The following is a 13,796-nucleotide window of genomic DNA, read 5'->3' as shown; positions in this document are numbered from 1 at the left end:
ATGTCTGTTTTAAGCGGTAAAAAAGTTTTACTTGGAGTAACCGCCGGGATAGCTGCTTATAAAGCGGCTTTTTTGGTTAGAGGCTTTATTAAAGCCGGAGCAGAAGTGCGTGTGGTGATGACACCAGATGCCAAAGAGTTTGTTACCCCGCTTACCCTTTCAACCTTATCTAAAAACCCGGTACTTTCTTTTTTCACAAACGAAGAAGATGAAAATGCCGTTTGGAATAATCACGTAGAACTCGGCCTTTGGGCCGATTTCTTTGTTATTGCACCTGCTACGGCTAACACCCTGTCTAAGATGGCGTCAGGGGCTTCAGACAACCTTTTGCTGGCCACGTATTTATCTGCGAAATGTCCTGTATATTTTGCTCCTGCGATGGATTTGGATATGTACAGGCATCCCAGCACTTCTCAGTCTTTTGAAAAACTTATTTCGTACGGAAACGTTATGATTCCCGCTACAAGCGGAGAGCTCGCTAGCGGTCTTGAGGGCAAAGGAAGAATGGCAGAGCCCGAGGACATTGTCGCATTTATTGAGGAAGATATTGCAGGAAAGCTTCCGTTGCGCGGGAAAAAGGTCCTGATTACCGCGGGGCCTACATACGAAGCCATAGATCCGGTGCGTTTTATTGGTAATCACAGCAGTGGGAAAATGGGTTTTGCAATAGCTGAAACAGCGGCATCTCTGGGTGCTTCGGTGGTATTGGTTTGCGGTCCCACGCATTTAAAATTGACACATAAAAGCGTTGAACGTATTGATGTTACTTCTGCGGAGGAGATGTTTCAGGTCGTTAAGTCTCAATATCCGGATACAGATATTGCCATTGCAGCAGCTGCCGTAGCAGATTATCGCCCTTCAGCCGTTGCTGATCAAAAAATCAAGAAACAGGCTGCGTCGCTTCAAATCAATCTCGAGCCTACTCCCGATATTTTAAAATATATGGGAGAGCACAAGCAAAATCAGTTTCTGGTGGGTTTTGCCCTTGAGACTGAAAATGAGATTGAAAATGCAAAAGGAAAGCTGTCACGCAAGAATCTGGACCTCATAGTACTCAATTCGCTAAACGACACCGGAGCAGGTTTTAAAACCGAAACAAATAAAGTAACTTTCATCACCCGTGAAGGTGAGATCCTTCCGCAGGAACTGAAGCCTAAAGAAGCGGTTGCTCAGGACCTGTTTCAATTAATACAACAAAAACGGTATGCGTAAACTGCTCTTTATTCTTTCGATCCTTACCTGGAGCCTGCAAGCTCAGGAACTCAATTGCACGGTAAGTATCAACGCAGAGCAAACGGGTCAAAGCAATCTGCAGGTATTTAGAACCCTGCAATCAGAGATTACAGAGTTTATGAATAAAACCAGCTGGACAGATCTCAATATGAAACAGCAGGAAAAAATAGATTGCAGCCTGGCTATCATTGTATCTAACATCAATTCAGATTTTTTTACAGCAACAATTCAGGTACAATCGTCCCGCCCGGTTTATAACAGTACCTACAACACACCGATTTTAAACTTTAACGACCGGCAGTTCAATTTTCAGTATACCGAGTTTCAACCACTCAATTACAATGCAAATACGTTTGATTCCAATCTTATTTCGGTTTTGGCTTTTTATGCCTACACCATTATAGGTCTTGATGCGGCATCATACGAATTGGGAGCCGGAGAACCTTATTTTGAAGAGGCCAAGCAGATTATAAATACGGCACAACAACAGGTAAGTGATGGCTGGTCTGCTCAAAGCGGAACCCAGTCGCGCTATCGTCTTAATCAGGATTTACTCTCTCCCAATTTCAGAGAGTTTTTTGATGCCATGTATGCCTATCACCGTAACGGCCTTGACTATATGGCCCAAAGCGAACGGGAGGCCAAACAATCTATTGCGGTAAGCCTTGCGCTTTTTAACCAGCTCTATAACAGCCGTCCCAATAATTTTCTGACACGGGTATTTTTTGACTCAAAGGCAGAAGAAATTGCTGCTATTTTTTCGGGAGGGCCGCAGGTAAATATAAGTAATCTGGTTTCAGTACTTAATAAAGTGGCGCCTACAAAATCTACCTACTGGCAACAGATTAAATAATAAAAGAATAAAACTATCCGCTTATTTTTGGAATGTTCAAGAGTATCTTTAGCTTGCGTAGATCTTGTTTAATTTAGTATTGATTATGATGAATAAAGTCCGTCTTCTGGGAATAGTATCGTTGGTTTCAGGCATATTAATTTTAAATTTTTCTTCAGGTGACCTCATGGGTTTTTTGGGAGGAATACTAGCGGGATCGGGTCTGGCATTTGCCATAACTGGAGTTTTTTCATACAAAAAAGCCAAATAAATACATTGTTAAGTCAACTACACATAAAAAATTACGCCTTAATTGAAGAAGTACAGCTTCAGTTTACAGAGGGCTTTACGGTAATTACCGGTGAAACGGGAGCCGGTAAGTCTATATTGCTGGGCGCTTTGGGTTTAATTTTAGGAAAGCGTGCCGATTTAAGCAGTATTGGTAATCCGGAAGATAAGTGCGTAATCGAGGCGCATTTCAATATTCAATCGTATGATCTCAAAAAGCTTTTTGAACAGGAAGATCTGGATTACGAGTCTACTACTATTGTTCGCCGTGAGATTTTACCCAGCGGGAAGAGCAGGGCATTTGTAAATGATACTCCGGTAACCCTGCAGCAATTAAGTGCTTTGGGCGAAAGACTGGTAGATATTCACAGCCAGCACCAGACGCTTGAGGTGACGGGTCTGGACTTTCAGTTTCAGGTGATTGATGCCTTTGCTGAAAATGCAGAAATCCTTTCGGCTTACAAACTTTTATTTAAGTCTTATCGAAAAAAAGAGCAGGACCTCAAAAAACTGCGTAAACTCAAAGAGGAAGCCCAAAAAGAAGAAGAATATAAGTCCTATTTGCTCGAAGAATTGCTTGCAGCAAATTTAAAGACGGGCGAGCAGGAAAGTCTTGAATCTTCTTTTGAAACTTTAAATAATGTCGAAGTCATAACCGAATCTCTGGCAGAAGCTTACCAAACCCTCGGCCAGGAAGAGCTGGGAGTTAATGATCTGTTGCTGGCGGTTAAGGTAAAACTATCAAAACTTGCCGGTTTCGGGAATCAGTTTAGTGAGCTCAGCAGCAGGCTGGAGGCTGCACATATAGAGCTGGAAGATATTGCAGAGACTATAAATGATCTGGCTTCAGATACCGAAAGCGATCCTGAAGAACTTGCTAAAGTGGAAAACCGCTTAAAGCTGATTTTTGACTTACAAAAGAAACATCAGGTCGATACGGTTGAGGAGTTAATCAACATTCGGGAGCAACTTGATGAAGAGGTACAATCTCTAAATAATCTTGATGCCGATATTTTAAGGCTTGAACGCGAAATTGCTCAGGCCAGGTTAGATCTTGAAGAACTGGCTAAAAAACTTACGTCACAGCGTAAGGCAATTTTGCCGGCCCTTACCGAGCGCCTTCGTTTAATTCTGATTGATTTAGGTATGCCTAATGCGCGTTTTGAGGTAAGTCTCACCGATAGCACGGCATTCCTGGAGAATGGTAAAGATGAGTTGCATTTTCTGTTTACTGCAAATAAGGGTATGCGGGCGCAGGAATTGAAGAAAGCGGCCTCAGGCGGAGAACTTTCGCGAATTATGCTGGCGATCAAATCTGTTTTAAGCGATTATGCCAATTTACCAACCTTAATTTTTGATGAAATTGATACCGGGGTCAGTGGCGAGGTGGCTTTAAAAATGGGTCGTATTATGAAGGCTATGGGTTCGCGTATGCAATTGCTAAGTATCACGCATCTGCCTCAGATAGCAGGGCAGGGTGCTTCGCATTTTAAGGTTTATAAAGAAGATAAAGATCAAAAAACAACAACGGCCATACGGGCTTTGACCAAAGAAGAGCGTATTGCAGAGTTGGCAGAAATGCTGGGGGGCAAGGCTACTTCTGAGTCGGCTTTTGAGCACGCAAGACAACTTCTTGATTAATAAAATGTATATTTGACCACTTAAATTAAACAACTATTATGTCTTATAATTTACTTAAGGGAAAACGAGGTATTATTTTTGGGGCATTAGATGAAAATTCTATTGCCTGGAAAACCGCAGAACGTGTTCACGAAGAAGGGGGTACCTTTGTTCTTACCAATGCTCCCATCGCTATGCGAATGGGATCAATAAATAAACTGGCCGAAAAAACAGGTTCCAAAATTATTCCTGCAGACGCAACATCTGTAGAGGATTTGGAGAAACTGGTAGCCGGAGCAGTAGAAGAATTGGGCGGAAAGCTTGATTTTGTACTTCACAGTATCGGGATGTCTATCAACGTGCGCAAAGGCAAGCACTATACCGATCAGAATTACGACTGGACTCAAAAAGGAACAGATGTAAGCGCGATGTCTTTTCACAAGACTATGCAGGTTTTATACAAGCAAGATGCGATGAATGAGTGGGGTAGTATTGTTGCCCTTACCTATATGGCAGCGCAGCGCGTATTCCCGGATTATAACGATATGGCAGATAACAAAGCTTATTTGGAGAGCATTGCACGAAGCTTCGGGTATTTCTTTGGCCGTGATAAAAAAGTGCGTGTAAACACCATTTCACAATCACCAACTCCTACCACTGCCGGCCAGGGGGTTAAAGGTTTTGACGGTTTTATAGCCTATGCCGAAAAAATGAGTCCGTTAGGCAACGCAACCGCACAGGATTGTGCAGACTATACCATTTCGCTGTTTTCAGATCTTACTAAAAAAGTTACGCTTCAAAACCTTTTCCACGATGGTGGATTTAGCAATATGGGCGTAAGCGATGCGGTGATGGAAGCTTTCGTAGAGAAGCAGGATAAATAAAACACATTGAATACTAGTATAATGCCCGAAACCTTTGTGTTTTCGGGCATTTTTCATGAATTAATTTAGGCTAAGCGCTGTGTCGCAGGGCGCTTTAGCATATTTAAAGAGAACATATTACCGTACTTTAGCAGACTAGAAATACCTATGAGCTTATTTTTTTCGATAATCATACCGGTCTATAATCGTCCCGACGAGGTGCGCGAATTGTTGCAAAGTCTCGTTTTGCAGGACTACAGGCAGCCTTTTGAAGTGGTTTTGGTTGAGGACGGTTCGACTGATACCTCTGAACAAGTAGTTGAAGGCTTTCCTGATTTGGACATTTCCTATTTCTACAAAGCAAATTCCGGTCCCGGTGACTCGCGTAATTTTGGCATGCGCAACGCAAAAGGCAACTACTTTATCATTTTTGACAGTGATTGCGTTATCCCACATCAATTCCTTAGTGAGGTAAATAAAAGACTTTCTGAAGACTATTGCGATTTTTACGGAGGGCCCGATGCTGCACGGGATGATTTTACACCCTTACAACAGGCTATCAACTACAGCATGACTTCACTTCTCACCACAGGAGGAATAAGGGGAAAAAAATCTGCAGCCGGTAAATTTGAACCCCGAAGTTTTAATATGGGAATTTCCAAAGCTGCTTTTGAAGCTTCGGGAGGTTTTGGAGACATTCATCCCGGGGAAGATCCTGATTTATCTATACGACTCTGGAAATTGGGTTACCGGTCAAAGCTTCTGGTTAATGCTTTCGTATACCATAAAAGGCGTATCTCGTGGTCCAAATTTTATAATCAGGTACGTAAGTTTGGTCTGTTGAGACCCATACTTACAAGCTGGCATCCGGAAACAGCGCGCATCACGTTTTGGTTTCCTTCCGTGTTTTTATTTGGAGTTATCGCAAGTCTTGTAGTTGCCGTTATGGGATTTTTGGCACCCATATATCTTATGCTGAGCTATCTTATGCTCATCCTTATTCACGCTACGCTGGTGACACGAAGTGTATATCTGGGATTACTTGCTGTAGTGGCTGTTTTTGTGCAGTTTACAGGTTATGGGTTGGGTTTTTTAGAGTCTTTTATCAAAATCAGACTCCTTAAAAAGGATGCGAGGCAAAGCTTCCCCCACTTATTTTTTGACTAAGTTTACAACGCTATACTACTCTTATGTCAAACCGAAATGCCAAAAACAGAAAAGCGAACCTTCGGGTTTTTATTACCATTTTGCTGGTAACTGCGACTATTTCGGTAATGATTAAACTCAACAGAAACTTTACGTTTTCGGTTACCATTCCGCTTCGGTTCGAAAATCTTTCAGAAGATCTTATTTTAAAGTCTACTTCTGCAAAGAATGTAAAAGTGACCGGCAAGGCCAGCGGTTATGATTATTTTAAATACCGTTTTTTTTCGCAGGATTTCCCCATTGATCTTTCAGCATTATCCCGTAAAAAGGACCGTTACTTTTATGTTTTCAATAATGAAAACGATGCGTTAAAAGGCAGTTTGAGCGGTAGTACGATCACTGCGTTTAAGCCGGATACGGTTTTCTTTGATTTAGACCGAAATTTTGAAAAACGCGTACCCATAGAAATTAGGGAAGAGATCACTTTTGCAGCAGGTTACGGGAGTATGGAAGGATTAGTTTTAGACCCTGATAGTGTTTTGGTGCGCGGTCCTAAGACCGAACTGGATACCATCGCCCGGGTGGTTACACAGATTAAACTGGATGAGATCAGGGCAAATCAGGAAGGGAATTTACCGGTGAATCTTTCTAAAAAAATTCCATTGGTCGAGTTGATTCCCAATCAGGTAGCCTACAGGTTAGAAGTCGATAAATTTACGGAAGGTTCGGTAACTGTACCGCTTCAACTTATAAATGTGCCTGCCGGGATCTCGGCAAAAGTATTTCCTAAGCGCATCAACGTTATTTTTAATGTAAACCTTTCCAATTACGAACAGGTAAAATCTTCAGATTTTAGAATTGTGGTCGATTTTAAGGAAACAGACAGCGTGTCTACCTCATTAACTCCTCAAATTGCTCAGGCGCCGGATTTTGTGCGTGATATCCGTCTGAGTGAAAGTACAGTTCAATACCTGCTTATCAAATGAAAATAGTAGGTATAACGGGAGGCATAGGCAGTGGTAAAACGACGATCGCGCGTTATTTTCAAGAGCGGTTTGGGATCCCGGTATATTATGCTGATGCAGAAGCAAAAGCATTGATGCATACTCCACAACTAAAGAAAAAAATAATCCAACTCCTGGGAGAGCAGGCCTATAAAGGCGATACACTCGACAGGGGATTTGTCGCCTCACGTGTTTTTAAAGACACCGATTTGCTTAATGCTTTAAACGCGATAGTACACCCGGCTGTAGGCAGGCATTTTAAATCCTGGGTTCAGGAGCAAGAGGCTCCTTATGTTTTAAAAGAAGCTGCCATTCTTTTTGAAAATGGAAATGCTGCAGATTGTGATGCTGTTATTTTGGTCACAGCTCCCGAAGATTTACGTATTGCCCGGGTGGTAGAACGGGATGGTACTTCTGCCGAAGCGGTAAAAGAAAGAATGAGTAAGCAGTGGAGTGATGATCGAAAGATTCCGCTTGCAGATTTTGTGATTGAGAACATAGCGCTTCAGGATAGCAGGAAGCAGGCCGAAATTATTCATTACAAACTACTGGGAGGCCGCATAAATACATAGGTTGTTCTTGTTAACATTTGGTTAAACCACCAAAGCCTTAAATGTTAAAATTATACATTTGGGCCTATGAATAAAAATCTATTTGTCTTGTTGGTTGTGCTTATGAGCCTGTCGCTCATAGGTATCATTTTCGTTCAGGGCTACTGGATTTCAAACAGCATCGAAGCCAAGCGCGGTCAGTTTGCTTTTAACGCCAAACAGGTTTTGAAAGAAGTTTCCCGCGAGATTCAAATTAAAGAAGTAAATACCTGGTATAATCCTATTTTGCGCATACGTGATAGTCTGGGTGTTCCCGATGATATTAGTTTGTATGATTTGGTTTATAAAACAGAAGACAGTCTTACAAACGAATCTCAGATTTTTAGAAACAGCATTGTTGAGCAAAATTACAAGCTCAGTGCCCCGGTGCTGGATTATGAAGTAGACAGCATACGCTTTAAGCGCTATTTGCAGCGCCAATACACGCAGATTATTGATAAAAACGATATCGATAAAACCGATGTTAATCGTACGACTATTCTAAACAGAATGTCAGATTTAAGTGATATTGAGCGTTTTAATATCGAGCAGGCAGTGATGTACATCACACGGAAGATACCCATACACAAAAGGGTTTCTGAAGAAGAGATTACGCGTTTGTTGACGATGGAACTCGCAGAACGGGATATGGATACGCGTTTTGCATTTGCCATCTACAGCAATAATCTGGTTACCAATGTACGCTCAGATGATTTTGATATCGAATCTCCGGAGCAGAACTTTAGCGTGCCCCTCTTTTCAGACAGTGAAGGCAACAGTGATTACCAGTTAGTAGCTAATTTTCCCGGGGAGAAAAAGTATGTGGTGTCATCGGTAGTAGGAATGGGAGGATTGAGTATACTTTTTACCTTAATTATTGTTATTGCCTACAGCAGTGCCTTACAGCAGCTGGTAAAGCAGCGCCAGATCTCACAGATCAAGACTGATTTTATCAACAATATGACGCACGAGTTTAAGACGCCTATCGCCACGATAAATCTTGCGCTCGATGCGATACGCAATCCTAAAATATCGGGCAACCCAGAAATGCTTAACCGGTATATGGGTATGATTCGTGAGGAGAATAAGCGTATGCACGCACAGGTTGAGAATGTATTGCGTATTTCGAAACTGGAGAAAAATGAACTTGATATCAAAAAAGAGCGTGTTAAACTACACGACCTTATTGAAGATGCTGTAACACACATCGAATTATTGGTTGAAGACCGCGAGGGCTATGTAAAACAGCATTTAGGAGCTGTAAAATCATCGGTACTTGCAAATGAGTCACACTTCACCAATGTATTGGTTAACATTCTCGATAATGCAGTAAAATACTCGTCAGAGCCTCCTAAGATCGATATCTATACCGAAAACCTGAAGAATTTTATTCTGGTTAAGATAAAAGATCAGGGAGACGGGATGAGCAAGCAGGTTCAGAAGAAAATATTTGACAAATTTTATCGCGAACACACCGGCGATATTCACAACGTAAAAGGTCATGGTCTTGGTCTTTCGTATGCAAAACGTATTGTAGAGGACCACGCAGGTCAAATCTGGGTACAGAGCGAGAAAGGAAAGGGCAGCACCTTTATAATTAAATTACCACTAATATCTTAAACACATGGAAACAGAAAACAAAAAAATCTTACTCGTAGAAGATGATCCAAATTTTGGAACAGTCCTTAAAGACTATCTTTCTATGAACGATTACGACGTCACGCACGCAAAAAACGGAATGGAAGGCTTTGAGAAATTTAAGAAAGACGATTTTGATCTTTGCATTCTTGACGTAATGATGCCTTATAAAGATGGCTTTACTTTAGCTAAAGAAATACGGGAGAAGAACGAAGATGTGCCTATTATTTTCTTAACCGCAAAAGCGATGAAAGAAGATGTGCTTAAAGGCTATAAAGTAGGTGCAGATGATTATTTGAACAAGCCTTTTGATAGTGAGGTTTTGTTGATGAAAATCAAAGCAATCATGATGCGCAAAGCGACAGATTCTGTTGCAGACAGCAAACAGTTTGAGTTTCAGATAGGTAATTTCTTCCTGAATTCAAAATTGCGTTTCCTTACCTATAAAGATGAGGAACCTAATAAACTTTCTCCAAAGGAAAACGAACTGCTGCGCCTTTTGGCCCTGCACGAAAATGATTTGATGCCCAGAGAGCTTGCTCTTACTAAGATCTGGCGTGATGACAACTACTTTACTTCCAGAAGTATGGATGTGTATATCGCCAAATTACGTAAGTATCTGAAGCGTGATGATTCTGTAGAAATACTTAATATTCACGGTGAAGGTTTCCGCCTTGTGGTTAAAAATGAAGAAGAAAAGAAATAGTGGTAAAAGAAAAAGTGTCTCTGCTACAGAGACACTTTTTTTTCTATTGCCCTGGTAATTTCTTCAACAGGAGTTGTGTACTCAAACCAAAGTATAGAGTCATCCCTGCGATACCAGGTTAGTTGCCGTTTGGCAAACCGGCGTGTATTTTTTTTGATTTCCGCAATTGCGGTTTCTAAATCACAATCACCGTTAAAGTAGGTAAATAACTCCCGGTAACCTACAGTCTGTAAGGCATTGAGATGCTTTTTAGAATATAGGGCTCTGGCTTCTTCAACCAGGCCATTTGTAATCATAAGATCTACACGTTTATTAATGCGGTCGTAGATGATTTTTCGTTCTGCCGTGAGTCCGATTTTAAGCGTTTGAAAAGGTCGTTTAACCCGCTTCTTTGCGGTAAATGACGAATAGGGTTTTCCTGTACCTATACTTATTTCAAGAGCTCTTATAAGTCTTTGCGGATTGTTGACATCCATAATGTCAAACTGATATGGGTCCAGCATTTTTAACTCATTCTGCAAGCTTTCTATTCCTTCTGTTCGAAGCCTTGATTTTAAAAGTGTTCTGACATTTTCGTCAACATCAGGAAATGAATCCAGGCCATTTACAACAGCATCAACATACAATCCGGAGCCACCAACCATAACCGCATAAGTGTTGTTTCTAAAAAGTTCATCCAGTTTAGCAAGTGCATCTTTTTCAAATAATCCTACATTGTATTCGTCAGAAATTGATATATGCTGAATAAAATGATGCGTGGCGGCATTCAATTCTTCAGGTGATGGTACTGCCGTACCTATATTCATTTCTTTAAAAAATTGTCTGGAATCTGCCGAAAGTATTTCGGTATTAAATTTTCTGGCAAGCTTTATGCCTAAAGCGGTTTTGCCTATTCCCGTGGGGCCTACTACGGCGAGTAAGATTTTAGTCATAATGCAGAATGTTTCCGCAGTTGTGGCAATATTTGGCCTGATCCTGATGCTTACGGGCGCCGCAGTTGTGGCAAACCTGTGTGTTTAAGTGCAGTTTTTTTGAATCGGGTTCAGAATTTTCGCCTTTAGCCATTTCTGCACTCACAATACCTGTAGGTACCGCAATGATTCCATACCCCATAATCATGATTACGGTTGCTATAAATTGGCCCAAAGCGGTTACTGGGGCGATATCCCCAAATCCTACCGTCGTTAACGTTACAATACACCAATATACACTTACCGGGATACTTTTAAAACCATGTTCCGGACCTTCTACGATGTACATCAGTGTACCTGCGATTACTGAAAGAATCATTACGGCAAAGAGGAATACCAAAATTTTTGGTCTGCTGTCTTTAAGGGCTTTGGCAAGTTTGTTTCCTTCACCAATATAACGGGTGACTTTTAAAATTCTAAATACCCTTAGCAATCGCAATGCCCGAATGGTCAGCAAGGCATTAGTACCCACAATAAAGAAAGATAAATAAAGCGGAATGGTAGAAATAAAATCGATAAGACCGTAAAAGCTAAAAATGTATGCCGAAGGTTTTCTTATCGAAATAACCCGCAAAATATATTCGATAGTGAAGAAAATGGTAATGATCCATTCTCCAATGTAAAAGTATTTTCCATATTCAATCTGGAGATTGGAAACGCTTTCAAGCATTACCAAAACAACACTCAGGAAAATGAGAATGAGCAATACGACATCAAAAGCTTTTCCTGCAGGTGTGTCGGCTTCATAAATAATTTCATGAAGTTTGGAGCGCCAGGTATGTTTTGCAGATTCAATCAACTTAAAATGGGATTAGTCCGGGTTATTCAATTCCTGAAGCTCAATAATCTTAATGACCTTACGGTTGCGCAGATAGCTTTGAATGATATGTCTGGCGTCCTGAGAATCTTTCATAGCGGTTATGATGCGTTCCAGAATATCAAGATTGGTAATCTGATGATTGAGGTTGTAATAGCCAAGGCCTCTAAAGCTACCGTTTTCGATTAAAATAGCACTCCGCTCATCCCGTGAGGGCCCGCGGTCAATTATGATCTGGTTTTTACCTACTAACGTGTGTGCATTTATAAAGTCCTGAACTTTTGCATTATAAACTTCCGGTGAATCTGTACAGCTAGAATTCTCATCTACATCTTTTAAACCTATTTTGTCTGGAGACAGCTCATATTGCTCAGCCATACGCCCCAGATACGCCAGACCCGAAGGTATAGTCGAGAAGGTAGTGATACAGGCTTTGGTGCGGTCAGCTTTTTCAACCTGTAAATTGAGATAACCCTGTTCATCGTAAAAGCTGGCCAGCTGGGCTTTAAACTTAGCACGCCTTGCACCTCTGTTGTGGTGAGGCTTTATCTTTTTAACCTCTTCATGTTCTTTGAGTAAAGCAACGAGTTCGCTTCCCGTCTCATCGTAACTCAGGGCTTCCACCTCGTTCTGAATGCGTTTTGATTTCTGATTATCGCTCGTAAAATGTTGATTGACCTGCTTTTTCATATTTCGGCTTTTACCGATATAAATTACGCGGCCATTGGCATTATGCATATAATAGACTCCGGTCTGGCTGGGGATTTCTTCAATTAAGTCCCGCAATTTGGTGTCAAGCTGTTTTTTGGGATTGAGTTTTACAGACTCCTGAATTATTTTTTTCTGGGTGTCTTTGGCCAGCAGGATTTTAAAAAGTTTTACAGTTGCCAGAGCGTCTCCATTTGCACGATGCCGGTCTGTAACCGGAATCCCAAGGTTACGGGCCAGTTTTCCCAGGCTGTAGCTTTGTTGGTCGGGCAAGAGCTCCTGAGCGAGTTCTACCGTGCAAAGACTTTTACGCTGATAGTCATAACCCAAACGATCAAACTCGAGCTGAAGGATGCGATAATCAAACTGTGCGTTATGCGCCACGATGATACAGTCTGTAGTGATCTCAATAACCCTTTTGGCAACTTCATAAAACTTGGGGGCATTGCGCAGCATCTGGTTATTGATCCCGGTAAGGCCCACTACAAAAGCCTGAATGGGGCGTTCGGGATTTACCAGGCTAATAAACTGATCTACGATCTCGTGCCCGTCAAATTTATAGATAGCAATCTCGGTAATGCCTTCTTCATTGTATTTGCCTCCTGTGGTTTCGAGATCGAGTATTGCGTACATAAACAGCTTTAAATCCTACTTTTTACAGCTTAATCGTAATTGCGGGCTCCAAAAATGGAGCTACCTATTCGTATCATAGTGCTTCCGTGCTCTAATGCCAGGCGATAATCACCGCTCATTCCCATAGAAAGCACACTAAAGCCCCGGGATTCTTTAAAGGTATTGTAAATTTTTTCAAGTTGTGAAAACTCACGCTTTATTTGAGCCTCATCATCTACAAAAGAAGCCATACCCATTAGACCTACAACGCGTACATTAGGGTATTTATTCAGTTGATCTCCGGATAAAAGTTTTTTTGCCTCTTCAGGATCCATCCCAAATTTACTGTCTTCTTCTGCAATTTTTACCTGAAGCAGGACGTCGATAACACGGTCGTTTTTTTCGGCCTCCTTATTTACCTCCTTAAAAAGTTTAAGCCGGTCTGCACTATGAATAAGACTTACATAAGGTGCCATATACTTGACTTTATTCGTTTGTACGTGACCTATCATGTGCCAGCGAATGTCCTTGGGGAGCACTTCCCATTTATCGGTCATTTCCTGGATCTTATTTTCGCCAAAAATACGCTGCCCGGCATCATAAGCTTCCTGCAAATCTGCTACAGGTTTAGTTTTTGAAACGGCAACCAGATCAACATAATCGGGAATTGCTTTTTTAAATGCACTGAGATTTTCAGTAATTGAGGCCATAGGTATGAATAACTATTTTAGAGAAAGCTGTACAAAGTTAAGCAATATGCCAAGTCTA

At 41.3% G+C, this 13,796-nt stretch carries 13 protein-coding genes; 9 read left to right on the top strand and 4 right to left on the bottom strand.

Translation table 11 applies throughout. The features are described 5' to 3' along the window. From coaBC to LLW17_RS06475, 9 genes are all read left to right on the top strand, one after another. Complete coding sequence (gene coaBC / locus LLW17_RS06515) at nt 1–1,212, top strand: bifunctional phosphopantothenoylcysteine decarboxylase/phosphopantothenate--cysteine ligase CoaBC (RefSeq protein WP_228229454.1); 1,212 nt, start codon at nt 1–3, stop codon at nt 1,210–1,212. Continuing rightward, complete coding sequence (porD, locus tag LLW17_RS06510; protein WP_228229453.1) at nt 1,205–2,086, top strand: type IX secretion system protein PorD; 882 nt, start codon at nt 1,205–1,207, stop codon at nt 2,084–2,086. Before coaBC ends, porD begins: the two co-directional genes overlap by 8 nt. A 255-nt stretch (nt 2,087–2,341) precedes the next feature. Beyond that, on the top strand, nt 2,342–3,994 hold the full coding sequence (gene recN, locus LLW17_RS06505) for a DNA repair protein RecN (protein WP_228229452.1): 1,653 nt from the start codon (nt 2,342–2,344) through the stop codon (nt 3,992–3,994). 38 nt (nt 3,995–4,032) lie between these two features. Then, the gene (locus LLW17_RS06500; RefSeq protein WP_228229451.1) at nt 4,033–4,857 is read left to right on the top strand and encodes an enoyl-ACP reductase FabI; all 825 of its coding nucleotides are present in this window, start codon (nt 4,033–4,035) and stop codon (nt 4,855–4,857) included. A gap of 147 nt (nt 4,858–5,004) precedes the next feature. After that, nucleotides 5,005–6,003 carry a glycosyltransferase family 2 protein gene (locus LLW17_RS06495; protein WP_228229450.1) on the top strand — a complete coding sequence of 333 codons (999 nt, stop codon included), beginning with the start codon at nt 5,005–5,007 and terminating at the stop codon, nt 6,001–6,003. A 23-nt stretch (nt 6,004–6,026) separates the two neighbouring features. After that, nucleotides 6,027–6,968, top strand: a complete 942-nt coding sequence (locus LLW17_RS06490; RefSeq protein WP_228229449.1) for a CdaR family protein — start codon at nt 6,027–6,029, stop codon at nt 6,966–6,968. Continuing rightward, nucleotides 6,965–7,558 carry a dephospho-CoA kinase gene (gene coaE / locus LLW17_RS06485; protein ID WP_228229448.1) on the top strand — a complete coding sequence of 198 codons (594 nt, stop codon included), beginning with the start codon at nt 6,965–6,967 and terminating at the stop codon, nt 7,556–7,558. The genes LLW17_RS06490 and coaE overlap by 4 nt, the downstream gene beginning before the upstream one ends. Before the next feature lie 66 nt (nt 7,559–7,624). After that, nucleotides 7,625–9,196 (top strand): sensor histidine kinase, encoded by a 1,572-nt coding sequence (locus LLW17_RS06480; RefSeq protein ID WP_228229447.1) that lies wholly within the window; start codon nt 7,625–7,627, stop codon nt 9,194–9,196. Between the two features lie 4 nt (nt 9,197–9,200). After that, nucleotides 9,201–9,920, top strand: coding sequence for a response regulator transcription factor (locus LLW17_RS06475; RefSeq protein WP_099646622.1), 720 nt, complete (start codon nt 9,201–9,203; stop codon nt 9,918–9,920). A 23-nt stretch (nt 9,921–9,943) separates the two neighbouring features. Here LLW17_RS06475 and miaA read toward each other — a convergent pair whose 3' ends face one another. Genes miaA through LLW17_RS06455 form a run of 4 tightly spaced genes read right to left on the bottom strand, consistent with a single transcriptional unit; the run spans nt 9,944 to nt 13,738 of the window. Continuing rightward, on the bottom strand, nt 9,944–10,852 hold the full coding sequence (gene miaA / locus LLW17_RS06470) for a tRNA (adenosine(37)-N6)-dimethylallyltransferase MiaA (RefSeq protein ID WP_228229446.1): 909 nt from the start codon (nt 10,850–10,852) through the stop codon (nt 9,944–9,946). Continuing rightward, the gene (locus tag LLW17_RS06465) at nt 10,845–11,690 is read right to left on the bottom strand and encodes an ion transporter (protein WP_228229445.1); all 846 of its coding nucleotides are present in this window, start codon (nt 11,688–11,690) and stop codon (nt 10,845–10,847) included. The genes miaA and LLW17_RS06465 overlap by 8 nt, the downstream gene beginning before the upstream one ends. A 12-nt stretch (nt 11,691–11,702) precedes the next feature. After that, nucleotides 11,703–13,049 (bottom strand): exonuclease domain-containing protein, encoded by a 1,347-nt coding sequence (locus LLW17_RS06460; protein ID WP_228229444.1) that lies wholly within the window; start codon nt 13,047–13,049, stop codon nt 11,703–11,705. Nucleotides 13,050–13,078: 29 nt separating this feature from the next. Then, nucleotides 13,079–13,738, bottom strand: coding sequence for a YggS family pyridoxal phosphate-dependent enzyme (locus LLW17_RS06455; protein ID WP_228229443.1), 660 nt, complete (start codon nt 13,736–13,738; stop codon nt 13,079–13,081). Nucleotides 13,739–13,796: the final 58 nt, after the last annotated feature.

Origin of the sequence: Leeuwenhoekiella parthenopeia (assembly GCF_020782115.1) — a bacterium.
Classification (GTDB): domain Bacteria; phylum Bacteroidota; class Bacteroidia; order Flavobacteriales; family Flavobacteriaceae; genus Leeuwenhoekiella; species Leeuwenhoekiella parthenopeia.
This window is presented reverse-complemented; position numbering and strand designations above follow the sequence as displayed.